The organism is Streptomyces virginiae (genome assembly GCF_000720455.1).
Classification (GTDB): Bacteria; Actinomycetota; Actinomycetes; order Streptomycetales; family Streptomycetaceae; genus Streptomyces; species Streptomyces virginiae.
Genome location: NZ_JOAK01000018.1, coordinates 70411 through 92589 on the forward strand (window position 1 = coordinate 70411; position 22179 = coordinate 92589).

The window sequence follows — 22179 nt, forward strand, 5'->3', positions numbered from 1 at the left end:
CAGGACGTTGCTCTTCTGAGGTCCGAGACACCGACCACCGCGACCACCGCGACCGTCGCGAAACCCGCGACCCCCGCGACCACCGCGACCGTCAACACCACCGTGATCCCGCATCACCGTCACGGTCGCTGATCCGAGCGTCGGCTGTCTCCCCGCGTTGCACGCACCACTCACGCAACCTGGAGGCCTCCATGAGTCACGCCCCTGCTTTCATCACCTGCTCCGCCCTGTCCTTCGACTGGCCCGACGGCACTCCCGTGTTCGACGGGTTCCAGCTGGCCGTCGGCCCCGGCCGCACCGGCCTGATCGGACTCAACGGGAGTGGCAAGTCCACCCTGTTGAAGCTGATCGCCGGCGAACTGAAGCCGTCCGAGGGCCAGTCGTCCGTCGCCGGCTCGGTCGGCTACCTCCCCCAGACCGTCACCCTCGACACCGCGCTGCGCGTGGACGAGGCACTCGGCATCCGCACCGCCCGCGCCGCCCTCCACGCCATCGAGGCGGGCGAGGCCACCGAGGCGAACTTCGCCGCGGTGGGCGACGACTGGGACGTGGAGGAGCGGGCCCTGGCCACGCTCGACCAGCTCGGTCTCGCCCGGATCGGCCTGGACCGCACCGTGGGTGAGCTCTCGGGCGGCGAGTCCGTCCTGCTGCGCCTGGCCGCGCTGTTGCTGGCCCGGCCCGACGTCCTGCTGCTGGACGAACCCACCAACAACCTCGACCTGCGCGCCCGGGGCCGCCTCTACGCGGCCGTCGAGTCCTGGTCCGGGGTGATGCTCCTGGTCAGCCACGACCGGGAGCTGCTGGAACGGGTCGACCAGATCGCCGATCTGCGCGACGGCGAAGTCCGCTGGTACGGAGGGAACTTCAGCGACTACGAGGACATGCTCGCCGCCGAACAGGAGGCGGCCGAGCGGATGGTCCGGGTGGCGGAGGCCGACGTGCAGCGACAGAAGCGCGAACTGGCCGACGCCCAGGTCAAATTGGCGCGTCGCAAGCGGTACGGCCAGAAGATGTTCGAGAACAAGCGCGAGCCGAAGATCGTGATGGGCGCACGCAAGCGTGCGGCGCAGGAATCGGCCGGCAAGCACAGGATCATGCACACCGAGAAGCTGGCCCAGGCGAAGGAGCGGCTGGACCAGGCGGTGGAGGCGGTCCGCGACGACGCCGAGATCCGCATCCAGCTGCCCGCCACCCTGGTCCCGCCCGGGCGGCGCGTCCTGACCCTCAGCGATCTGCGCCTGCCCCACGGGGCCGCCGTACCGGGCGAGTGGGAACTGCGGGGCCCGGAGCGGATCGCCCTGGTGGGCCGCAACGGCTCGGGGAAGACCACCCTGCTGCGCACGATCGCGGGGCAGCTCGCACCCGAGTCGGGGACCGCGGTGACCCATGTGGCCACGCGGTTCCTGCCGCAGCGGCTGGACGTACTGGACGAGGACAGCTCGGTCGTGGAGAACGTGGCGCGGTTCGCCCCGCAGGCCACGAACAACATGATCCGGGCCCGCCTCGCCCACTTCCTCTTCCGGGGCGGGCGGGCGGACCGGCCGGCCGGCACCCTGTCGGGCGGCGAACGGTTCCGGGCGGCGCTGGCGGCGCTGCTGCTGGCGGAGCCCGCCCCGCAGCTCCTCATGCTGGACGAGCCGACGAACAATCTCGACCTGTCGAGCGTGCGGCAGTTGACGGACGCCCTGGAGTCCTACCAGGGCGCGCTCGTGGTGGCCAGCCACGACGTGCCGTTCCTGGAGTCGATCGGCGTCACGCGCTGGCTGCTGCTGGACGGCGAGCTCCGGCCGACCACGGCCGAAGAGGTCCGGGAGGCGCTGTGGCACGGATAACCGCCTGACGGGGCACGGCGCTTGCGGGTTCCCTCCCCGCGCCAGGGTGAGTCATACGGGGCGCGACGGTCGCCCCGTGTGAGACTTGCGCTACACACCGTAGCGAAACGCGGTGCAGCGGGAGAGGGGAACCGTGCCGCCCAGGAGCACACCGACCGCCAGGCAGCGGCGCCTCGGTTCCGAGCTGCGCCGACTCCGCGAGGAGTCGGGCACGTCGGTCCGGCACGCCGCGGGCCTGCTGGGCGTCGACCGCACCAGGATCCCGAACATCGAATCGGGCCGGATCGGCGTCAGCGCGGAGCGCGTCCGCACCCTCGCCGGCCACTACGGCTGCGCGGACCCCGAGCTCGTGGACCTGCTCGCGGCGATGGCGCGGGAGCGGGACAAGGGGTGGTGGGAGCAGCACCGGGGGGCCCTGCCGCCCGGGCTGCTCGACATCTGCGAACTGGAGCACCACTCGGTCGGGCTGCACACCGCGGTGACCACGCACATACCGGGGCTGCTCCAGACCGAGGCGCACGCGCGGGCCGTCTTCGGCGTCGCCGACCCGCCGCTGGCGGAGCCCGAGCTGCAGGACCGGCTCGCGCTGCGGATGGCCCGCCGCCAGGTGTTCGCGCGGGAGCGGCCGCCGCTGTACGAGGCGGTGGTGCACGAGGCGGCGCTACGGATGCGCTTCGGCGGGCCGGGGGTGGTCCGGGAGCAGCTGGAGCACGTACTGGCACAGTCGGAGCGGGAGCGTACGACGATCCTGGTCATCCCGTTCAGCGCCGGCGGCTTCCCGGGGTCCGGGCAGTCCTTCACGTACGCCGCGGCGGCGCTGAGCCGGCTGGACACCGTGCAGCTGGACAGCTCGCACGGCTCGGCGCTGATCGACTCGGGCCCGACGCTCACGCGCTACCGGGGGCTGCTGGAGCGGCTGCGCGCCCTGGCGCTGCCGGAGGCCGCCTCCCGCGATTTCATCCGCACCGTCGTGCGGGACCTGTGACCCCTCGCGCAGACCGGAGAACGACATGAGCACCCCCGAGGCCGCCTTCGAGGCCACCTGTGAGGCCGCTCCGGCCACCGCGGCGCCGGACGGCACGGGCGCCTTCCGGCCGGGCGTCACCGGGCCGGCCGTCGCCTGGTCGGACATCGTCTGGTCGGTGCCCTTCTGCAGCGAGGGCGCGAACTGCTTCCGCTTCGGCCGCGACACCGCCGGGCGGGCGTACATCGGAACGACCGGGTCCGCCGCGTTCGTGACCGACTCCGTCGACGCCCTCCGCGCGCTCGTCGCGGCCGTCAAGGCGGGAGAGGCGGACCACCTGCTGGCGTGATTTTGCCCTTTCGCTGCCCCGTCTGAGCCCCCCCAAACTGCGTAAATAACTGGACGTAACCGGACATAGGTACACCCGGGGCTTGGCTGGCCTTGATGTCGCGCTTAACCTACGACTCCGTAGGCTACGGAACCGTAGGTAATTCGCTTTGCACCCAGGAGTACCCGTGACGATCACCTCTCCCCACCTCGGCAGCTCGGAGGCGTGGACCGACGCCAAGCTGCTGTACGCGCTGGAAGAAGTGGTCGAGAAGGAGCTCAACCGCCACCTGAAGGTCACCAAGGACTGGATGCCCCACGAGTACGTCCCGTGGAGCGACGGCCGGAACTTCCCGGGCTTCTTCGAGGACGGCGAAGCCTGGGACCCGGAGCAGTCCAAGGTCACCGACATCGGCAAGATCGCGCTGGTCGTGAACCTGCTGACCGAGGACAACCTCCCCAGCTACCACCACGAGATCGCCACGCTCTTCGGCCGCAACGGCGCCTGGGGCACCTGGGTGCACCGCTGGACGGCCGAGGAGGGCCGCCACGGCATCGTGATGCGCGACTACCTCCTGGCCTCGCGCGCCGTGGACCCGGACAAGCTGGAAGCGTTCCGGATGCAGCACATGTCGGAGGGCTTCGAGTCCGACAACCGCCACTCGATGCTGCACTCGGTGGCGTACGTGGCCTTCCAGGAGCTCGCCACGCGCATCTCGCACCGCAACACCGGCCACCAGTCCGGTGACCCGGTCTGCGACCGCATGCTGGCGCGCATCGCGGCGGACGAGAACCTGCACATGATCTTCTACCGCAACCTGCTGGGCGCGGCCTTCGAGATCGCCCCCGACCTGACCATGCAGGCGGTGCGGGACGTCGTCGTCAACTTCCGGATGCCCGGACACGGCATGCCCGGCTTCGAGCGCATGGCCGCGCAGATGGCCATCGGCGGGGTCTACAACCTGCGGATCCACCACGACGACGTGCTGGCCCCGGTGCTGCGCTTCCTCAAGGTCATGGACATCGCCGACCTCGGACCGGAGGGGCAGAAGGCCCAGGACGAGCTGGGACTGTTCATGAACGGCCTGGACTCGGAGGCCAAGAAGTTCGACGAGCGCCTGGCCGCCCGCGCGGCCCGCCTGGCGGCCCGCAAGGGCTGACCTGACCGGATTCCGCCCGCTCGGGCGAGTGACGCCGATTGCCCTGGTGGAGCACTGCTCTGCCAGGGTTTCGCGTCATGACGTCACTGCAGGTGGACATCGACCAGCTGACCCGCTTGACCCGGGCCCTGGACTCCTCGCTGAGCTCCCTGCGGGAGGCCCGGCGGGCACTGGCCCACGTACGGCCCGACCAGCTGGGCACGGCGGATCTCGATGCGGCGTGCGACGGCTTCCAGGAACGGTGGGCCTACGGCACGCGGGAGCTGACCGAACGGGTCAAGACCGTACGGGAGGGCGTGGACCGCAGCGCCGCGCAGTACGCGGAGCTGGAGGAGGCCGTCCGCGCGGCCTTCCTCCGGGCGGCGGCCACCCATGGCTGAGCACGCGGCGCTGGGCTTCGACCCGGCCCCCGGGAACCCCGCCGCGGTCCTGGCACTGACCGGGAAGCTCGGCGCGTCGGCGAAGTCCCTCGGCGAGGCCTCGCGGGTGGTGACGGACCTCGTCTCCCACAGTTCGTCCTGGCAGGGCGAGGCGGCGACCGCCTTCCGCGCCTCCCTCTCCCGGGACCTCCCCCGCTACCTGGCCTCGGCCCACACCTCCCTGGCGGAGGCCGCCCGCCGGCTCACGGGGTGGCACGACACGCTGGTCGCCCACCGCGAGCTGGCCGCCCGGTACGAGGCGCAGGCCGCGGCGGCGAAGACGCCGGAGGCCCTCACCGACGTCCGCCGCCTGGCCCGCGAACTGGCCGCGGAACACGCGGCGGCGGCCCGCCGCGTGGCGGCCACGCTGAACGCGGCGACGGACAAGCTGGCCCCCAAGGAACCGGGCCTCCTGTCCTCGATCTGGCACAAGATCACCGAAGACCCGGCCGACGCCCTCTCCAACGCCTCGGCGATCCTGGGCGCGATCGGCGCCGGCGTAGCCCTGTTCTTCCCACCGGCGGGCCTGGCGATCATGCTGGTGGGCAGCGGCTTATCCCTGGCCGCCCTGGCCATGCACGTCTCGGACGCGAAGTTCCGCAAGTCCCTGACGGACGGCTTCACCAAGGGCCAGTTCGACGCGGACTTCTGGAAGAGCAGCGTCACCCTCCTGGGAGACACCGCCGGCTCCGTCCCCGGCGTGGCCGCGATCGCCTCCGGCGCCAAGGCCGGCACGGCGGCCGCCCGCGCGGCAACGGCGGCCGCCCCTGAAGCCAGCGCGCTGACGGGACTCGCCCCGGGAACCACTGCCTTCCGACAGGCGGCCTGGTCCACATCGGACGACCTACGTCAGATCGAGAGCCCGCTCACGGGATGGGCAATGCGGTCATCGACCCAGGAGACCCGCGACCGTGTGGGGGTGCTCGTGGCCACTACAGGAGCGGTAACCGCGGGGTGCGACTATGGCCCTGACAACGAGGACCTGGAACACGGCTCCACAGCGGTGGACGGCACCCGAGGAGTCCTCGACGATGCCCCCTCGGCCATCAAGAGGTCCGGTCGCGCCTGGTCGGTGTTGAGGCCATGACCCTTGAGATCTCAACCCCGCCGGTCTGGTTCCGTCTGCCCCCGGGCTTCCATGACATCGGCCCCGAAGACAGGTCGGCACTGGACGCATTCGCCGAGGCCCTGGGCAGCCCCGACACCCAGCGGGAACTGTCCCAGCTCATCGATGGCCTTGAAGAACTCGCCGACCACCATGTCGTTCACACCGCGATCGGCCTTCACCCGGAAGAACCGGTAGGCGTTGCAACCTCGTTGTTCTCACTGACCGTGCAGCCAGCCGAACAGCCCAATCCTCGGCTCACCGTGGCGCGAGCAGGGTTGGGCATCGCACGCTCGCCACACTGGACCAGTTCTGTCCGTCGGTTCATCGATCTCGCGTCGGGTCTCCCCTGTTGCCTGGTTGCGGGCACTCTTTCCGTGCCGGACGTCGAACATCGTCTGTTTCAGGCCAGAGTCGCGACCGTTCCTCCGGATGGACTCCACCTGCTCGTCCTCGATCTGACTAGCGCCTCCACCCAGCACGCCGACGCGTACACGGACATCCTGGAGGCAGTCGCACACACGATCCTCTTTTCCGACCCCGAGGCAAACGCGCCGAAGGCAGCCGGTACCTCGCGGATTCTGGAGGTGCTGCTGTGAGCCTCGCACTCACCAAGGTGGCCTGGGACCACCCGCCCACGGAAGTCGGCTACAGGCGATTGGTCATCCGCCGCCTTGGGTGGGTGATCAGCCTCGGCGCCCCACCATTGGTCGCCTTAGCCTGCATCGACCTCGTCCCCCACGCGGGGATGGTCTCTGCCCTGACTATCTTGGCCGTCGCGCCCTACCTGCCCTGGGTGATCATCGCCTTCTTCCGGCGCCAGCGCGTCAGAGCCGTACTACGGGCCTACCCCTGGTGCGAGTGGCCGTGCCAGTACCCTCGCCGGCCGCCCGGGAGCCCCGCGACCATCGCGATTCCCTTCCGGGAGGACTTCACTGCCACGCTGCGGATTCTCCCGTTCCCCATCGCGCTCGCGCAGTTGGAGAACGACCACCCGGACAGGATCTGGTTCGCGGGGGATCCTCGATTCGGTGGGGTCGTGTCGCCCGTCGGGGGGCATTACCCCGTGCGGGTCGTACCCCATACGCCGCGGCGCGAGGAGTGCGGTGGCGAGGGGTTCGACCTCGCGCGGCGGGTGGGGCTGGTCCGTGCCAGTGGGAAGGCCACGCGGACCTGAATCAGCGGCGGCCGGGGCGCAGCGCGAGACGCTCCGACTCCGAGAGGCCGCCCCAGACCCCGAAGCGCTCGTCATTGGCCAGGGCGTACTCCAGGCACGCCGCCCGCCCCTCGCACGCCCCGCACAGCCGCTTCGCATCACGCAATGAGGAGCCCGGCTCCGGGAAGAAGAAGCCCGGGCCGGTCTGGGCGCACAGGGCGAGTTCGTACCAGGCGGCGGTGTCGGTGGCTGCGGTAGAGGTGTTGATAGACATGCCGCAGATACTGCTCAGCGCGGATGGACGTCCGCTATACGCCTGATCAACACGGCGTACGCCGCCGCCCCGAGAGCATCGCATCCCCCACTGACAAGCTGCTCGCCGTCGACTCGTGGACGGGCCCGGGGCGGCCCGGGGTTCAGTCCTCGTGCTTGGCCCGGCTGGGCTGGACGCGCTTGGGTTCGCCCGGCATCTTCGGGTAGTCCGGGGGGTAGGGCATGTCGCCCAGGCCGTGTTCGTGTTCCAGGCGGTCCGCGAGTTCCAGTACGGAGTCCAGGGTGAAGGCGTGGTCGTCCATGTCCGCGTGCACGTCGCCCAGTTCCGCGAAGCGGGCCGGCATCGTCACGATGTCGAAGTCCCGCGGCTCGGCGTCGTCCACCTCGTCCCAGCGCAGGGGCGCTGAGACCGGGGCGTGCGGGCGCGGGCGGACCGAGTAGGCGGAGGCGATCGTGCGGTCGCGCGCCGTCTGGTTGTAGTCGACGAAGATCCGCTCGCCGCGCTCCTCCTTCCACCAGGCCGTCGTGACCTTGCCCGGCATGCGGCGCTCCAGTTCCCGGCCGAGGGCGATGGCGCAGCGGCGGACCTCGGTGAAGGTCCAGCGCGGCTCGATCGGGACGAAGACGTGCAGTCCCCGGCCGCCGGAGGTCTTGGGCCAGCCGCGCAGTCCCAGTTCCTCCAGCAGGGCGCGCAGTTGATGGGCGGCGGCCACCGCGTGGTGGTAGTCGGTGCCGGGCTGCGGGTCCAGGTCGATGCGCAGCTCGTCGGGCCGGTCGGTGTCCTCGCGGCGGACCGGCCAGGGGTGGAAGGTGAGGCATCCCAGGTTGGCCGCCCACAGGACGGCGGCCGGCTCGGTCGGGCAGATCTCGTCGGCCGTGCGGCCGCTCGGGAAGGCGATGTGGGCGGTCGGGATCCAGTCGGGGAGGTTCTTCGGAGCCCGTTTCTGGAAGAAGGACTCGCCCTCCACCCCGTCGGGATAGCGCTCCAGGGTCGTCGGCCGGTCGCGGAGGGCACGGACGATCCCGTCGGCGACCGCCAGGTAGTACTCGGCGACGTGCCGCTTGGTGAGGCCCCGCTCCGGGAAGTAGACCTTGTCCGGGCTGGACAGGCGTACCGTCCGCCCGGCCGCCTCCAGCTCGATCGCATTGCCAGCAGCACCCATGTGCGCCACGGTAGGCGGGCCGGACCGCGGGCGCATACCGGGCGGGTCCGGACGCACCACCGCAGAATCGGAGGCATGGATCTGCCAGTGATGCCGCCGGTCAAGCCGATGCTCGCCAAGTCAGTGGCGAAGATCCCGCCCGGCATGCAGTACGAGGCCAAGTGGGACGGCTTCCGGGCGGTCGTGCATCGCGATGGCGACGAGGTCGAGATCGGCAGCCGCACGGGTAAGTCCTTGACCAGGTACTTTCCCGAGCTGGTGGAGGCCCTGAAGGCGAATCTGCCCGGCCGGTGCGTCGTGGACGGCGAGATCGTGATCGTCCATGGGGGGCGTCTGGACTTCGACCGGCTGACCGAGCGGATCCATCCCGCGCAGTCCCGTGTCGCCCTTCTGGCCGAGACCACCCCCGCCAGCTTCGTCGCCTTCGACCTGCTCGCCCTCGACGACGAGGCGCTCCTCGAAACCCCGCTCACCGACCGCCGTACCGCCCTGGTCGCGTCCCTGTCCACCGCTCGGCCCCCCGTTCATGTCGCGCCCGCAACCACCGACCCCGCGCTCGCGCAGGAGTGGTTCGAGCGGTTCGAGGGCGCCGGGCTCGACGGGGTGATCGCCAAACCGCTCGATCTCCCCTACCGGCCCGATGCGCGCCTCATGTACAAGATCAAGCACGAACGTACCGCCGACGTCATCGTCGCCGGTTTCCGTTTCCACAAGAGCGGTCCGATTGTCGGATCGCTCCTGCTCGGCCTCCACGACGCGCAGGGCACCCTCCAGCACGTGGGCGTCTGCGCCGCTTTCCCCATGAAACGCCGGGCCGAGCTGGTGGACGAGCTCCAACCCCTGCGGATGCCCGACCCGACGGGGCACCCGTGGGCGGCCTGGGCCGAGGAGTCGGCGCACGAGAGCGCCCGTCTTCCCGGCGCACAGAGCCGCTGGACCGGCAAGAAGGACCTCTCCTGGGTACCGCTGCGCCCGGAGCGCGTCATCGAGGTCGCCTACGACCACATGGAGGGGGACCGCTTCCGGCACACCGCCCAGTTCCGGCGCTGGCGGCCCGACCGGGCCCCCGAGAGCTGCACCTACTCCCAGTTGGAGGAGGTCGTGGGCTACGACCTCGCCGAGGTGCTGGGCCCGGCCCCTGCCGGCTGAGGCGGGACGGCGCCGGGGCCGCCGGGTCCGGGGCCGCCGGGTCCGGGGCCGCCGGGTCCGGGGGCCGCCGGGTCCGGGGGCCGGCGCGTCAGCCCGCCGTCAGCTTCTCCCACTCCTCCCGGTCCGGTCCCACCTCGTTCGGTTCGTACTCCGGCCGCGCCGCCAGCCAGCGCGCCACCCGGGCCCGGATCTCCGGGTCCGCGTACGCCCGCTCCGGAGGCTCGGCCAGGTGCCTGACCCGCGCCCGGGCCCGCATCACGTCGGGGTCCTCCAGCGCGCAGTCGAACAGCGCGGCCACTTCGCGCGCCGTCCCGGTACGCCCCGCCCGCGTCGCGAAGCGCTCGCCGATGGCCGCGTCGGCGACCACCTGGAAGTCGAACCAAGGCTTCAGGGTCCGCACCGCCCACTCGTGGTGCGCCACGGCGAACCGCTCGGACCCGGGCTCCATGTGCGCCGTACGGGCCACCCTGCGCGCCGCCCACAGGGTGAGCGAGGTGCCCTGCCCCAGGGTCGGGTTGGTGTGCGTGATCGAGTCGCCGACCGGCACCAGCCCGGTCACCACCGGTCCCCGCTCGTCCACGAGCGCGCTCCAGCGGTTGTCCAGGCTCGCCGTGGCCAGTACGCCCGACAGGGGCTCGGCGCCGAGCGCCAGCCAGGCCTCACCGGGCGGGAAGGAACGTGCGGCCCGTTCGAAGACCGCGGGGTCGCGCAGCGCCGACCGCGTGGTGTCCGCGGTGTGCACGAAGAGCGTCACGGCGAAGACCCGGTTGTCGGCGGGGAAGACGGCGCACCCGGCGAAAGCGCCGCCGGTCACCGCCCACGGCCGTCGCGGCCCCTCGTCCATGCCCGCGGGCAGCCGGTACCAGCGGCAGAAGTACGCGAGCCCCGTGCGGTGCCGTTCCACGACGGGCGGCCGGCACCCCGCCGCGCCGAGCCTGCGCTCGATGCCGCCGCGGCGGCCGCCCGCGTCCACGACGAGGTCCCCCTCGTAGCTGCCCGCCTCGGTGGTCACTCCCGTCACCCGGATACCGGCAGCGGCGCCGGGGTCGTCCCCGGACTGCGGCGCGGTGGTGAGTCCCGAGACCGGCTCCCCGTGGCGGAGGACCGCTGCGGGCTCCGCGCGCAGTGCCGTGGCCAGCGCGCTCTCCAGCACGATGCGCCGCGCCTGCAGCATGACGAGGTCCTCGTCGCCGGGCAGCTCGGGCGGCCGTACCTCGAACCAGTCCAGCTCGTGCCGCTCGCGGGCGCCGAGCCGGAGCATCTCCCCGTAGACGTCGGGCAGCTCGTCCCGCAGGACGTTGCGGGCGGCTCCCAGCAGCGCGTGCGGCTGGACGGCCTGCGGTACGGTCGGCCGCCGCCAGCCGAAGAAGTCGCGGTCGAGCGCGCTGCCGGGGGCGCGCGTGTCGCGCTCGAAGAGCTCCGCCGTGTGTCCGCGCCGCGCCGCGAGCAGGGCGGTGGCGAGGCCGCCGATCCCTCCGCCGATGACCAGCACATGTGCCATGGAGCGTCCCCCCGAACCGTTGGACCGTACGACGATCACACCGCTCAGAGCCTGCGCGTATGGAGAGGGGCCGAAACCCGCACACATGTCCGCCCCACCGCCGTCCGTCCGGTCAGCCGTGGAGCGCACCGGCGGCCGCGCCCGTGCGGTGGGCCGCCAGCGCCCGCCTGGACTCAGCCTCGATCAGGTCGGCGTTGATGGCGGCGGCAGCCTGCGCGCCCTGGGCGGCCGCCCCCGCGACCTTCTCCAGCGGCGCGGTCACGTTGCCCGCCAGCCAGACCCCGCGGAGCGTGGTGGCGCCGGTGGCCGGGTCGGATTCGACGCTACGGCCGATCACGTGCCCGTCCCGCGTCATGTCGATGGTCGGCAGGCCCAGGCTGGTCAGGACCCCCGAACGGGCCGTGAACCGCGGGGCCACCACCAGCGCCCGGCACTCCACCCCCGCCCCGCCGGCCAGGGTGACCCCGGTCAGCCGGTCGTCCTCGACGGCCAGGCCGGTCACCTCGCCCTCGACGACCCGGATCCCGAGGGCCGCGAGCAGCTCCCGCTCGTCCTCCCCCAGCGGCCAGGTGTGCGCCAGCAGCGTGGTCCGGTCGCTCCAGTGCCGCCACATCTGCGCCTGGTGCACGGCGAGCGGCCCGTCGGCCAGCACCGCGACCGGCTGGTCCCGGACCTCCCAGCCGTGGCAGTACGGGCAGTGCAGCACGTCCCGCCCCCAGCGGGCCCCGAGCCCCGGCACCGCCGGCAGCTCGTCCACCAGGCCGGTGGCGACCAGCAGCCGCCCCGCCCGCACGGTCGAGCCGTCCCCGCAGCGGACCAGGAAGCCCCCGTCGGGCAGCCGGTCCGCGGCGACGGCCGTGCCGGGCCGGATCCGGCCTCCGTAGCCCTCCACCTCCGCACGCCCCGTGGCGAGCAGCGTGGCCGGACTCCCGCCGTCCAGGCCCAGGTAGCCGTGCATGTGCGCGGCCGGGGCGTTGCGCGGGCTGCCGGAGTCGATCACCAGTACCGAACGGCGGGCCCGGACCAGGGTGAGCGCCCCGGCCAGTCCGGCCGCGCCGCCACCGACGACGACCACGTCGAACGATTCGCCCTTTGCATCCCTTGCGTCCCTTGCGTTGTCCATGGTGCGAGGGTCCGCCCGAATGCCTCACTTGACAAATGTTCTTGCCGAAGCGGCAAATGGAGCCATGGCCCCCGAGAAGCAGGACGAGGAACTCACCGACGTGCTCACCGCCGTCGGCCCGCGGCTGCGGGCCCTGCGCCGGCAGCGCGGCACCACGCTGGCCCAGCTCAGCGAAACCACCGGGATCTCCCTCTCCACGCTCTCCCGGCTGGAGTCCGGACAGCGCAAACCGACGCTGGAGCTGCTGCTGCCGCTGGCCAAGGCGCACCGGGTCGCACTGGACGAGCTGGTCGGCGCGCCGGAGACGGGTGACCCCCGGATCCGCCCGCGCCCCTTCGTCCGGCACGGCCACACCTACGTACCGCTGACCCGCAACTTCGGCGGGGTGCACGCCTTCAAGCAGATCCTCCCGCCCGTCGAGGGCGCCCCGCCCGTACCCGAACTGAAGGTCCACGAAGGGTACGAGTGGCTGTACGTGCTGTCCGGGCGCGTCCGGCTGCTGCTCGGGGAACACGACCTGGTGCTCGAACCCGGAGAGGCCGCCGAGTTCGACACGCGTACGCCGCACGCCTTCTGCAACGCCGGTCCGCAGCCTGCGGAGTTCCTCAGCCTCTTCGGCCCCCAGGGCGAGCGGATCCACGTCCGCGCCCGTCCCGCCACTCCTCCGGAAGGACGTCCATGACCACCACCCCCGAGCACCCCGAGCGCGAGCGTCCCGAACGGGCCGTTCCGCAGCCGAACGCCGTCGTCGGCGTCGGCCTCGTCGTCGTCGGCCACGACGGCCGCGTGCTGCTCGGCCAGGCGCACGACGGCCGTTGGGAACTGCCCGGCGGGAAGGTCGACCCGGGAGAGGGCTTCGAGGAGGCCGCCGCCCGTGAACTCGCCGAGGAAACGGACCTGCGGGTGGCCCCCGGGGGCGTGCGCGTCCTGTCCGTCCAGATCGAGGCGAAGTCCACCCTGACCCGGCTGACGGCGGCCGCGGTCACCACCACGGCGGAGGGCGTGCTCTCCGTCACCGAACCCCACAAGATCGCCCGCTGGGAGTGGTTCGCGCCCGCCGAGATCCCGTCGGCGCTGTACGCCCCCTCCGCGGCGGTGCTCCGCGCCTGGCGCCCGGACCTCACGGAACTCCCGCCCGTCCCCTCGTACGACTACCCGACGACGGGCCGGACTTCGAGCGCCTGAGCCCTCCCGGGCGGCTCCCTCATGCCCGCGGCCACGGTTCGCCCCCGAAGCGCCCCTGCGGCGGCTATCGTTCCGCCTCGACGAGATGCTGAGATCGGGGGGAACCGTGCCGGGCGCTGCCATACCCAACCGGTGTGCCGTCTGCGGAAATCCGGTGGCCAGGAAGAAGCTCATCACCCTCAAGGGAGGACGGTCGGCGCACCGCGCCTGCGGGCCGTCGGCCGTCGGCCGGCCACGCGTCGCCCCGTCCCCCGGCGCTGCCCCTGCCGCCACTGCCCTCGCCAAGCAGCAGAAGCCGAAGCAGAAGCAGAAGCCGATGAGCCGCGCCGAACTCCTCAAGCGGATCGAGGAGTTGCGGGCGCGCGACGCCAGGAAGAAGGCCGCCGCCCGGCCCCAGCCCAGATCGCCCCAGCCGAAGGCCAAGCCGAAACCCAAGCCGGCGGCCACGACCAAGGCGAAGGCCGCTCCCCGGCCCGGCGCCGGCGCGGCCCGCCGCCCCACCGCGCCCCAGCCTTACTACGGGGTGGAGATGAAGTCCGTCGGCGGCCGGTGGGTCCAGATGCATCCGGAGTCGGAGTAGCGGCTCAGCTGACCGCGACGACCGTGGCCGCCATCATCACCACCATGGCGGCCTGCATGTCGCGGATGGCCGCCTGGACGCCGTCGGCCGCCCACTGGCCGCCGGCTATCTCCGCCATCCTCGGCTTCACCGCGGCGGGGTTGTGGCCCGGGAAGGCCAGGCGGTGCAGTTTCGCTCCGTGGAGCAGGGCGATGAGGCCCGCCGTGCGGTCGTCGGGCGGGGCGCACCCGATGACGGCCGCGGTCAGCCGCTCCCGCAGTGCGCGCTCGACCGTGCCGTCGACCTCGGGGTAGCGCCGCTGGGGGAACACCCCCAGCACCTTGCGCACCTGCTCCGCCACCAGCCCGCGCTCGCCGAGGCGTTCCAGCACGGGGCCGGTCGCCTTCATGTAGTCCTTCGTCAGCCAGTCCGTCACCCGGCGCCGGCCGAGGCCGCGCAGCCAGGTCTCGATCAGCCGGAGCCGCCCGTCGAGCAGCGGCTCCCCGGTCGGCTCGGTGCTCCTGAGCTGCAGGTGCTTCCCCGAGATCGACACCCGTTCCGCCAGGACCAGTTCGAGCAGGATCGCGCCCGCCAGAGCCGGTGCCACCGACTGGCGCTGCCTCACCACCCCGGACCCGTCGTCCAGGGACAGGAGCATGACCTCCTCGGCCAGCGTGATCGTGTTCCCCATGTGCGTCGCCCCCAGGTCCTCGTGCTTCTCGAAGGGAAGGACGACGTGAGGCCGCCCCGAGTTCCCCACCTGCCAGCATGATCGACAAGGCGTCCGAAAGACACGCCCTAGTGCCGTACGACCACCTTCGGTGCGAAGTTCCCGTCGCCCAGGTCCTCGGCCAGCAGCCGCTTGGCGATCGCGTCCGCCGCGACCCGCAGTTCGGCGCTGCGCGGCCGGCCCCGGTCCTTCTCCAGCTGGTCGCCGAGCCATTGGGCCCACGCCGCCGAGATGACGTCGGCCTCCCGCTGCCCGGCGGTCGTGAGGCTGAAGAAGGCGCCCTCCCGGGTGAGGAAGCCCTCCTCCACCATCCGGTCGAACACCGGGAGCAGTACCTCCGGCGGGAGCGAACGCCGCCCGGCGACCAGGCCGATGGTGCAGGAACCGATCGTCCTGGTCATCAGTTCCACCTGCATCACCGTCCACGCGCCCGCGATGTCCAGCCGGGTGTCGGAGGATTCGACGATCGCCCGCGCCGTGTCCGCCCCCATGTTCCGTACGAGCTTGCCGACCGCCAGCTCCAGCAGCTTGGCCGAGTCCCCCGAGGCCGTGGCCGGCGAGCCGAAGCCGTCGCCCATGTCGGTGGATCCCGCCCGGGCGCTGTCGCGCAGCTTGACCTGCTTGAGGAAGAGCGCCACGACGAAGCCGAACACCGCCACCGGCACGGTCCACAGGAACACGGTCTGCAGGGCCCCCGCGTACGCCTCGATGACCGGTGTCGCGGCGGCCGGATCGAGCTCGTGCACCCCCTGCGGGGTCGAGGCGGCCCCGGCCAGCTGCGCCGGGTCCTGCCCGGTCGCTCTCGCCGCGTCGGCGACCGCCGCCTCCAGGGCGGGTCCCAGCTGGTTGGCGTAGATCGTTCCGAAGACCGCCGTCCCGAAGGCGCTGCCGAGCGTACGGAAGAAGGTGACCCCGGAGGTGGCGGTGCCGAGGTCGGCGTAGTCGACGGTGTTCTGCACGGCGATCGTCAGCACCTGCATGGACAGGCCGATGCCGGTGCCGAGCACGAACATGTACAGCGATTCCAGCAGGCTGTTGGTACCCGGCTCCATCCGCGACAGCAGGTACAGGCCGATGCCCATGACCGCGTTGCCGACGATCGGGAAGATCCGGTACTGGCCGGTCCGGCTGACGACGTTGCCGCTGAAGACGGAGGCGATCAACAGGCCGAAGACCATGGGCAGGGTCCGGACGCCCGAGATCGTGGCCGAGTCCCCGTCGACGTACTGCAGGTAGGTCGGAAGGAACGTCAGCGCGCCGAGCATCGCGAACCCGACGACGAAGCTCAGCACGGAGCACACGGCGAAGACCGGGTTGCGGAAGAGCCGCATCGGGATCATCGGCTCGACGGCACGCGTCTCGGCCAGGCAGAACAGCGCCAGCGCGACCGCCCCGCCCGCGAACAGGCCGATGATCACGGGCGAGGTCCAGGCGTACTCGTTGCCGCCCCAGCTGGTGGCCAGGATCAGGGCGCTGGAGCCGATCGCCACCAGGGCGATGCCCAGGTAGTCGATGACCGGCTTGCCCGAGGCCCGTACCGCCGGGATCGTCTTGGCGGCCGCCACGACCACCAGGATGGCGATCGGGACGTTGACGTAGAAGCACCACCGCCAGGTCAGCTGGTCGGTGAAGAAGCCGCCGAGCAGCGGCCCGATGACGGTGGCGACGCCGAAGACGGCGCCGATCATGCCCTGGTACTTGCCGCGTTCGCGCAGGGGCACGACGTCGGCGATCAGGGCCATCGCGGTGACCATCAGGCCGCCGGCTCCGACGCCCTGGACGCCGCGCCACACGATCAGGAAGGTCATGTTGCCGGACAGGCCGCACAGGAAGGAGCCGCTGATGAAGACGATGGCGGAGATCTGGAAGATCAGTTTCCGGCCGAAGAGGTCACCGAACTTGCCGACCAGGACCGTCGCCACGGTCTCCGCGAGCAGGTAGGACGTCACCACCCACGACATGTGGTCGCCGCCGCCCAGGTCCCCCACGATCGTGGGCAGGGCGGTCCCGACGATCGTCTGGTCGAGCGCCGCCAGCAGCACGCCCAGCATGATCGTGCCGAAGACGACGTTGCGCCGCCGCCGGTCGAGCACGGGGGGCGCGGCGGCTGCGGCGGGGGCAGTGGTCACATCTCGCACTCTCACAGGCGGCCCGCCGCGCCGCATGCGGCGCTGGGCCGTCGGAGGGACCCGTACCCGGCCCCCAGCCCGGCCCCCCACCCGTGCCCGCGCCCGGCCCGTCCCGGCGCCCGCAGGGGCGGATCAGCGCAGGTGGGCCAGGCCCGGATGGGCCTGCGCGTAGCCGTCCAGCAGCCGTCGGGCCACCGCCACGGAGTCGACCAGCGGGTGGAGCGCGAAGGCCTTGACGGCGTCCGCCCGCGCACCGCTCGCAGCCGCCGCCAGGACCTCCCGCTCCACCGCCTTGACGGCCGTCACCAGCCCCACCGCGTGCAGCGGCAGCTGCTCCACGCCCATGGGGTGGGCGCCGTTCGCGTCCACCAGGCAGGGCACCTCGATGACCGCCGCGGCGTCCAGGACGGAGAGCGTCGAGCCGTTGCGGACGTTCAGGATGAGCGTGGCCCGCTCGTCCCGGGCGATGGCCCGCATCAGCGCCAGGGCCACCTTCTCGTAGCCGCCGGACTCCAGGTCGCTCTCGTCGCGCTCGCCCACTCCGGCCGCCTCGCGGTTCTCGGCCATGTACGTGGCCTCGCGCTCGGCCCGGGTCCGGTCCCAGGCGGCCAGCGCCGCGCCGGCCGGCAGCCCGGCCCGGCCGGCCTCGGCGTAGAAGCCGCGCTGCTGGTCGCGCAGGAACGCCCCGCGGGTCTGCCCGGCCTCCTGGTACGCCCGTACGGTGTCACGGTTGAAGTAGTAGTAGTGGAGGTACTCGTTGGGGATCGCGCCCAGCGAACGCAGCCACTCGGCGCCGAAGAGGCGGCCCTCCTCGAAGGACTCCAGCGCCTTGGTGTCGGCCAGCAGCCGGGGCAGTTCGTCCCGGCCGCCGATGCGCAGGCCGCGTACCCAGCCCAGGTGGTTGAGGCCGACGTAGTCGATCCAGGCCTCCTCCGGGCGGGCTCCCAGCAGCCGGGCGATGCGCCGGCCGAGGCCCACCGGCGAGTCGCAGATGCCGATCACCCGGTCGCCGAGCTCCTCGGCCATGGCCTCGGTGACCAGGCCGGCCGGATTGGTGAAGTTGATGACCCAGGCCTCGGGGGCCACGCGGGCGATCCTGCGGGCGATCGCACGGGCCACCGGAACGGTCCGCAGTCCGTACGCGACCCCGCCCGCGCCCACCGTCTCCTGGCCCAGCACGCCCTCGGCCAGGGCGACGCGCTCGTCCGCGGCACGTCCTTCGAGGCCGCCGACGCGAATGGCCGAGAAGACGAAGTCGGCCCCCCGCAGGGCCTCCTCCAGGTCCCGGGTGGCCGTGACGGCCGGGGCGTCGGGCACCGCCGCGGCCGCGGCCAGGTCGGCGAGGACGCGGGTCATGGCGGCGAGCCGGTCGGGATCCTCGTCGTAGAGCGTCACGTGGGACACCCGCCCCTCGGCGTGGTCCCCGAGCAGTGCGCCGTAGACGAGCGGTACCCGGAAGCCGCCTCCGCCGAGGATCGTCAGCCGCACGCCCCTACCGCCCTTCGCCAGTGCAGATGCCGGTGCCGGTACGGATGCCCGTACCGGTGGCAGTACCCGTAACCCGTACCACCACCCGCACCCCTGAGGCACCAGTGCCACGATCGGTGACACGATCGGTGACACGATCCGTGTCAGGACCCGTGCCACGATCACACGATCGGCGACACGTGGTCCGGCAGGCGGCGGTTCCCGCCCGCAGGACCAGTCTGCCCCGGCCGGTCAGTCCCCCAGCGACGGCACGGCGCGCAGCCTGGCGCCCTGCGGCGGGTAGGTGACGGCCGCGCCACCGCGTCCGGGGCCCGTCGGCACGCCCTGCGGCCCGGACAGGATCAGGGTGATCCGGGTCAGCCCCATCTCGTCCAGCATGCGGCTGGTCTCGGCCACCATCCGGCAGCGCACCAGACCCCACCGCGGGTCGGGATGGCGCACGGTGCGCACCGCGCCGTCCTGCTCGGCGGCATCCGGCCCGCTCTTGCTCAGCCAGTGGGGGACGCCGTACCGGTAGGCCGCCTCCATGAACGGGTCGCGGGCCACCTCTTGGCGGATGCTGCACAGCCCCTCGTCCTCCGGGGCTTCGGCGAGCGCCGCCGCGAACTGGGCGAGCAGCGGTACGCACCAGGCCGGTTCGTGGTCCTCCAGCACGGCCGCAGCGTCCGGGTGGAACAGCACGAAGCGCAGGAAGTTGTCGTCCGGCAGGGCCGTCGGGTGCGGCCGCACGGACTGGAAGAGCTGGTCGAAGGCCGAATTGGTGAGGGCAACGTCCCACCGGTGGTCCACCAGGAAGCTCGGGTAGGGCACGGCTTCCATGAGCGCCGCGTAGTCGCACAGGTAGTCGCGCTGCGCCGGGTCCTCGGGGAGCCGGTTCTCGTCGGAGGCCCGCCACGTGGGCGGCGGGTCGCGGTCGACCATGACGCGGAAGAGCCAGAAGCACTGGCGCTCGCTCATCTCCAGGGCCTCGGCCAGGGCGAGGAGCTTGCGGTCGGTCCACTCCTTGACCAGGCCGCGTTCCCAGTTGCCGTACGCACGCACGCTGATGCGCAGCCGGGCGGCGAGGTCCTCCTGGCTCAGCCCCAGCTCTTCGCGACGCTGGCGCAAAATCTCCTTGCGTCGCTCGGACCGCACGGCGCCGCGCGCGGACTCCTCGCCCGCCAGGCGTTCCTCACCGGCTCGGGCGAGGCCATCGGACGGGCCCACCGCTGCGAGATGTGGCACTGAGAGCTCCCCCTCCTCCGGTCTGGATCTTCATTTCCGTGTGGCGATCCTGCTACCGACTTCATTCGAGTGTCAACTATTGTGGCAATTCCAGCCTCTTGACAGCTCATTCCCGCCACAGCTGTGGCACGTTCTAGCCCTTCCGGGCGAGAGCGGCTAGATTCCAGAAGCCGACCATGTGCCGTACCGACTTCGCGCGATCTAGGAGAACCACTGGTGACAGACGGCTTCCCGGCTCCCGTCGCGGTGGCCGACGCACCCCTGGCCGCGACCATCACCCGCGTCGCCGAACTCGCGGGCAAGATGGGCCGCGAGCTGAACCAGGTCTTCGACCTGCGACGCCTCTCGGAGGCTTCGGGCGTGCCCACGGATGTGGTGAAGACCCTGCTCGAAGGCAGGCCGGCCGGCGAACCCGACCTCCAGGCCCGCTTCCTGCAGCGCCTCGACCTGCTCCGGCGCACGCGCGTCAAGGCGAACGGCCGCCGCTACACCCAGCAGGAGATCGCCGACGGCGCCGGCATGTCGAGGCAGCAGGCGGGAGCCCTGATCAACGGCGACCGCCGCCCCACCATGGAGCATTGCGACGCGATCCAGCGCTTCTTCGGGGTGCACGCCGGGTTCCTCACGGCCCACGACGCCGACGCCCTCACCGACGCGCTCCAGCGGACCGAACAACAGCTGCTCCAGGACTATGCGGGGCGGGCGCGGGAAACCGTACCGGCCTCGGCCGCATCGGCGGGCGATCCGCTGGCAAGACTCCTGCAGAACCACGGTGTACGGGGCATCGCCTGGCGCGCTGCCCAACTGCCCAGCGACAAGCACCGGGACAAGGTGACCGAATGGCTGGACATGCTCCTCGAAAGCGTAAAACCGAACGAATCCTGACCCAGTCGAAAGTCTGGGTCTGATCCTTGAGTCCTGATCCGGATCCGCGCCGACGGGGAGAACGGTGAGCATAGGCAGAGAGCAGCGGCGGTTGTGCGGGGAGCTGGTGGCCGGCATCCGGCTGACCGCCCCCGTGGAACCCGTGGACCTCTACGCTGCCCTCTGTGAGGGCATGAGCAGACACCGCGGCCGTCGGGTCGACTTCCGGATGGCTTCCTTCCCGCCCCGGACGGCCAGCGGTCTGTGGCTCGACATGGCGGACCGCGATCTCGTGGTCATCGAGGAACGCACCGCGCCCGACCACCAACTGGTCATCCTGGGCCACGAGCTGTGGCACATGAAGGCCGGCCACTGCAGCCACCACGTCGACGGCGCCGCCGTCGCCGCGCGGCTGCTGTCCGACGAGGCCGACATCGGCGAGACGGTCCGCCGCGTCGCCGCGCGTACGCGCGCCGACGTCCAGGAGGAGACCGAGGCCGAGACCTTCGGTTTACTGCTGGGCAGCCGCTGCCGCAACTGGCTGGCCGGATCGGCGAGCCATCGGCCCCCCGTCCAGCGCGACGACCTGGCGGGCCGGATCGAGGCCTCGCTCGGCTACCGGGGACTGAGGAACGACCGTTGACCGGCGAGGACTACTACATACCGGCGGCGGCGATGGCGATCTCGCTCGCCTTCAAGCTGCCGGCCCTGCGGCACAACTGGCGCGACCCGCTGCTGCGCTCGGTCGTCGCCCTGCTGGCCCTGGCGGGGGCGGTGTTCTCCTTCGCCGCTCCCCCCACCATCGCGGCGGTCAACCGCTGGACCGGGATCGTCAACTTCTCGGCCCCGCTGGTGTACTGCCTGATCACCGCCTTCAGCGCGTCCTGCCTGGTCCTGATGGTCAACTGGCGGGGCGGGCCGCCCGAGCAGACCAAGCGCGTCTCGCGCCGCTGGATCCTCGGCTACAGCATCGTGATCGTGGCCCTGATCGTCCTGTTCGCCCTCGGCGAGACCCCCGAGGAACGCCTGCGGGACTTCGACACCTTCTACGCGAACACGCCCTACGTCGGCCACATGATCGCCCTCTACCTGCTGGCCCACCACGTGGCGGCGGTGGTGATGGTGGTCCTGTGCTGGCGCTGGTCGCTCCAGGTCCGCGGCTGGCTCCGCGTCGGGCTGATGATCATCGTGGCCGGCTACATCTTCAACCTCGGCTACGACGCCACGAAGATGTCCGCCGTCGTCGCCCGCTGGCTCGGCCACGACCTCGACGGCCTGAGCACCTACGTGGCCCCGCCGCTCGCCTCGCTGGGCGCGCTGATCAGCGCCATGGGCTTCGTGGTGCCGCTCGTCTGCCAGCGGCTCTCGGACCACTGGCAGACCTGGGCGACGTACCGCCGGCTCGGCCCGCTGTGGCAGGAGGTGCAGATCTCCGCCCCCGTCGGCACACCCTCCGTGCAGATGGCCTGGTGGACGGCCGGGGAACTGCGCGTGATCCAGCGGGAGTCCGACATCCACGACGGGTTCCTGCACCTCGGCCCCTACTTCGACAAGGGCCTGCGCGACGACGCCTACGACACCGCCCTCGCCGACGGCGCCGACGAGGAGACGGCCCGCGCGGTCGCCGACGCGGCCATGGTCGCGGCCGCCGTACGGGCCCGCTCGGCGGACCCCGAGGGAAAGATCATCGGCGAGGACGAGGAGGTCCTGCCGACCGCCTCCGACGGGCCGCGCGACCTCCTGCGGATCTCCGACGCCCTGCGGCGTTCGCCCGTGGTGCACGCGGCCAGGCGACAGGTGACGGTCTAGCGGGTGCGGTGCACGGGCG

General features: G+C 71.9%; 23 protein-coding genes. 15 read left to right on the top strand and 8 right to left on the bottom strand.

Features of this window, described 5'->3' with window-relative positions; translation table 11 throughout:
• Positions 1 to 191 precede the first annotated feature (191 nt).
• From IG86_RS0125040 to IG86_RS0125075, 8 genes are all read left to right on the top strand, one after another.
• Entirely contained in the window at positions 192 to 1832 is a 1641-nt protein-coding gene (locus tag IG86_RS0125040; RefSeq protein WP_030825706.1) for an ABC-F family ATP-binding cassette domain-containing protein, read from the top strand.
• A 133-nt stretch (positions 1833 to 1965) separates the two neighbouring features.
• Entirely contained in the window at positions 1966 to 2817 is an 852-nt protein-coding gene (locus IG86_RS0125045) for a helix-turn-helix domain-containing protein (RefSeq protein ID WP_030899823.1), read from the top strand.
• A gap of 25 nt (positions 2818 to 2842) precedes the next feature.
• Positions 2843 to 3145 (top strand): hypothetical protein, encoded by a 303-nt coding sequence (locus tag IG86_RS45395; protein WP_324618451.1) that lies wholly within the window; start codon positions 2843 to 2845, stop codon positions 3143 to 3145.
• A gap of 166 nt (positions 3146 to 3311) precedes the next feature.
• Entirely contained in the window at positions 3312 to 4283 is a 972-nt protein-coding gene (locus IG86_RS0125055) for an acyl-ACP desaturase (protein WP_030825697.1), read from the top strand.
• Positions 4284 to 4360: 77 nt separating this feature from the next.
• Complete coding sequence (locus IG86_RS42410) at positions 4361 to 4663, top strand: hypothetical protein (protein WP_037695436.1); 303 nt, start codon at positions 4361 to 4363, stop codon at positions 4661 to 4663.
• Positions 4656 to 5789: a hypothetical protein gene (locus tag IG86_RS0125065; RefSeq protein ID WP_030899826.1), complete on the top strand. Its 1134-nt coding sequence runs from the start codon at positions 4656 to 4658 to the stop codon at positions 5787 to 5789. Before IG86_RS42410 ends, IG86_RS0125065 begins: the two co-directional genes overlap by 8 nt.
• A complete protein-coding gene (locus IG86_RS0125070) occupies positions 5786 to 6406 on the top strand; it encodes a hypothetical protein (protein ID WP_030899829.1) in 621 nt (206 codons plus the stop codon). The genes IG86_RS0125065 and IG86_RS0125070 overlap by 4 nt, the downstream gene beginning before the upstream one ends.
• Positions 6403 to 6984, top strand: a complete 582-nt coding sequence (locus IG86_RS0125075; protein WP_030899830.1) for a hypothetical protein — start codon at positions 6403 to 6405, stop codon at positions 6982 to 6984. The genes IG86_RS0125070 and IG86_RS0125075 overlap by 4 nt, the downstream gene beginning before the upstream one ends.
• Position 6985: 1 nt before the next feature.
• Here the strand turns inward: IG86_RS0125075 and IG86_RS0125080 are convergent, their stop codons facing one another.
• Positions 6986 to 7237 (bottom strand): WhiB family transcriptional regulator, encoded by a 252-nt coding sequence (locus IG86_RS0125080; RefSeq protein WP_030649504.1) that lies wholly within the window; start codon positions 7235 to 7237, stop codon positions 6986 to 6988.
• A gap of 142 nt (positions 7238 to 7379) precedes the next feature.
• The gene (ligD, locus tag IG86_RS0125085; protein ID WP_030899833.1) at positions 7380 to 8399 is read right to left on the bottom strand and encodes a non-homologous end-joining DNA ligase; all 1020 of its coding nucleotides are present in this window, start codon (positions 8397 to 8399) and stop codon (positions 7380 to 7382) included.
• A gap of 75 nt (positions 8400 to 8474) precedes the next feature.
• Between ligD and IG86_RS0125090 the strand changes: the two genes are divergently transcribed.
• On the top strand, positions 8475 to 9548 hold the full coding sequence (locus tag IG86_RS0125090; RefSeq protein ID WP_030899836.1) for an ATP-dependent DNA ligase: 1074 nt from the start codon (positions 8475 to 8477) through the stop codon (positions 9546 to 9548).
• 88 nt (positions 9549 to 9636) lie between these two features.
• Here the strand turns inward: IG86_RS0125090 and IG86_RS45110 are convergent, their stop codons facing one another.
• Both IG86_RS45110 and IG86_RS0125100 read right to left on the bottom strand, forming a co-directional pair.
• The gene (locus IG86_RS45110; protein ID WP_030899838.1) at positions 9637 to 11049 is read right to left on the bottom strand and encodes an NAD(P)-binding protein; all 1413 of its coding nucleotides are present in this window, start codon (positions 11047 to 11049) and stop codon (positions 9637 to 9639) included.
• Between the two features lie 112 nt (positions 11050 to 11161).
• A complete protein-coding gene (locus tag IG86_RS0125100; protein ID WP_030899841.1) occupies positions 11162 to 12172 on the bottom strand; it encodes an NAD(P)/FAD-dependent oxidoreductase in 1011 nt (336 codons plus the stop codon).
• A 64-nt stretch (positions 12173 to 12236) separates the two neighbouring features.
• Between IG86_RS0125100 and IG86_RS0125105 the strand changes: the two genes are divergently transcribed.
• The 3 genes from IG86_RS0125105 (at position 12237) to IG86_RS0125115 (ending at position 13937) form a co-directional block, all read left to right on the top strand.
• Complete coding sequence (locus IG86_RS0125105; RefSeq protein ID WP_030899844.1) at positions 12237 to 12854, top strand: helix-turn-helix domain-containing protein; 618 nt, start codon at positions 12237 to 12239, stop codon at positions 12852 to 12854.
• On the top strand, positions 12851 to 13357 hold the full coding sequence (locus IG86_RS0125110) for an NUDIX domain-containing protein (RefSeq protein ID WP_030899846.1): 507 nt from the start codon (positions 12851 to 12853) through the stop codon (positions 13355 to 13357). The genes IG86_RS0125105 and IG86_RS0125110 overlap by 4 nt, the downstream gene beginning before the upstream one ends.
• 154 nt (positions 13358 to 13511) lie before the next feature.
• Entirely contained in the window at positions 13512 to 13937 is a 426-nt protein-coding gene (locus IG86_RS0125115; protein WP_030899850.1) for a hypothetical protein, read from the top strand.
• Positions 13938 to 13941: 4 nt separating this feature from the next.
• On the opposite strand, the gene IG86_RS0125120 is transcribed toward IG86_RS0125115, so the two are convergent.
• The 4 genes from IG86_RS0125120 to IG86_RS0125135 form a co-directional block, all read right to left on the bottom strand.
• Positions 13942 to 14607, bottom strand: a complete 666-nt coding sequence (locus IG86_RS0125120; protein WP_030899853.1) for a GOLPH3/VPS74 family protein — start codon at positions 14605 to 14607, stop codon at positions 13942 to 13944.
• Between the two features lie 107 nt (positions 14608 to 14714).
• A complete protein-coding gene (locus tag IG86_RS0125125) occupies positions 14715 to 16811 on the bottom strand; it encodes an MDR family MFS transporter (RefSeq protein WP_030899856.1) in 2097 nt (698 codons plus the stop codon).
• A gap of 96 nt (positions 16812 to 16907) precedes the next feature.
• Complete coding sequence (locus IG86_RS0125130; RefSeq protein ID WP_030899858.1) at positions 16908 to 18263, bottom strand: family 4 glycosyl hydrolase; 1356 nt, start codon at positions 18261 to 18263, stop codon at positions 16908 to 16910.
• 231 nt (positions 18264 to 18494) lie between these two features.
• Positions 18495 to 19487, bottom strand: coding sequence for a helix-turn-helix domain-containing protein (locus tag IG86_RS0125135; protein ID WP_234350460.1), 993 nt, complete (start codon positions 19485 to 19487; stop codon positions 18495 to 18497).
• Between the two features lie 216 nt (positions 19488 to 19703).
• On the opposite strand from IG86_RS0125135, the gene IG86_RS0125140 reads away from it, so the two are divergent.
• The 3 genes from IG86_RS0125140 (at position 19704) to IG86_RS0125150 (ending at position 22160) form a co-directional block, all read left to right on the top strand.
• Positions 19704 to 20372 carry a helix-turn-helix domain-containing protein gene (locus tag IG86_RS0125140; protein WP_030825642.1) on the top strand — a complete coding sequence of 223 codons (669 nt, stop codon included), beginning with the start codon at positions 19704 to 19706 and terminating at the stop codon, positions 20370 to 20372.
• Between the two features lie 64 nt (positions 20373 to 20436).
• Positions 20437 to 20994: a hypothetical protein gene (locus IG86_RS0125145; protein WP_030649553.1), complete on the top strand. Its 558-nt coding sequence runs from the start codon at positions 20437 to 20439 to the stop codon at positions 20992 to 20994.
• Complete coding sequence (locus IG86_RS0125150; protein WP_030899866.1) at positions 20991 to 22160, top strand: MAB_1171c family putative transporter; 1170 nt, start codon at positions 20991 to 20993, stop codon at positions 22158 to 22160. Before IG86_RS0125145 ends, IG86_RS0125150 begins: the two co-directional genes overlap by 4 nt.
• The last annotated feature ends 19 nt before the right edge of the window (positions 22161 to 22179 follow it).

What these genes read in the sequence shown, in the direction of transcription:
- IG86_RS45110 (WP_030899838.1), bottom strand. Translation starts at nt 11,049, where the DNA reads ATGGCACATGTGCTGGTCATCGGCGGAGGGATCGGCGGCCTCGCCACC.
- ligD (WP_030899833.1), bottom strand. Translation starts at nt 8,399, where the DNA reads ATGGGTGCTGCTGGCAATGCGATCGAGCTGGAGGCGGCCGGGCGGACG.
- IG86_RS0125040 (WP_030825706.1), top strand. Translation starts at nt 192, where the DNA reads ATGAGTCACGCCCCTGCTTTCATCACCTGCTCCGCCCTGTCCTTCGAC.
- IG86_RS0125065 (WP_030899826.1), top strand. Translation starts at nt 4,656, where the DNA reads ATGGCTGAGCACGCGGCGCTGGGCTTCGACCCGGCCCCCGGGAACCCC.
- IG86_RS0125125 (WP_030899856.1), bottom strand. Translation starts at nt 16,811, where the DNA reads ATGCGGCGCGGCGGGCCGCCTGTGAGAGTGCGAGATGTGACCACTGCC.
- IG86_RS0125090 (WP_030899836.1), top strand. Translation starts at nt 8,475, where the DNA reads ATGGATCTGCCAGTGATGCCGCCGGTCAAGCCGATGCTCGCCAAGTCA.
- IG86_RS0125100 (WP_030899841.1), bottom strand. Translation starts at nt 12,172, where the DNA reads ATGGACAACGCAAGGGACGCAAGGGATGCAAAGGGCGAATCGTTCGAC.
- IG86_RS42410 (WP_037695436.1), top strand. Translation starts at nt 4,361, where the DNA reads ATGACGTCACTGCAGGTGGACATCGACCAGCTGACCCGCTTGACCCGG.
- IG86_RS45395 (WP_324618451.1), top strand. Translation starts at nt 2,843, where the DNA reads ATGAGCACCCCCGAGGCCGCCTTCGAGGCCACCTGTGAGGCCGCTCCG.
- IG86_RS0125120 (WP_030899853.1), bottom strand. Translation starts at nt 14,607, where the DNA reads ATGGGGAACACGATCACGCTGGCCGAGGAGGTCATGCTCCTGTCCCTG.
- IG86_RS0125105 (WP_030899844.1), top strand. Translation starts at nt 12,237, where the DNA reads ATGGCCCCCGAGAAGCAGGACGAGGAACTCACCGACGTGCTCACCGCC.
- IG86_RS0125070 (WP_030899829.1), top strand. Translation starts at nt 5,786, where the DNA reads ATGACCCTTGAGATCTCAACCCCGCCGGTCTGGTTCCGTCTGCCCCCG.
- IG86_RS0125110 (WP_030899846.1), top strand. Translation starts at nt 12,851, where the DNA reads ATGACCACCACCCCCGAGCACCCCGAGCGCGAGCGTCCCGAACGGGCC.
- IG86_RS0125080 (WP_030649504.1), bottom strand. Translation starts at nt 7,237, where the DNA reads ATGTCTATCAACACCTCTACCGCAGCCACCGACACCGCCGCCTGGTAC.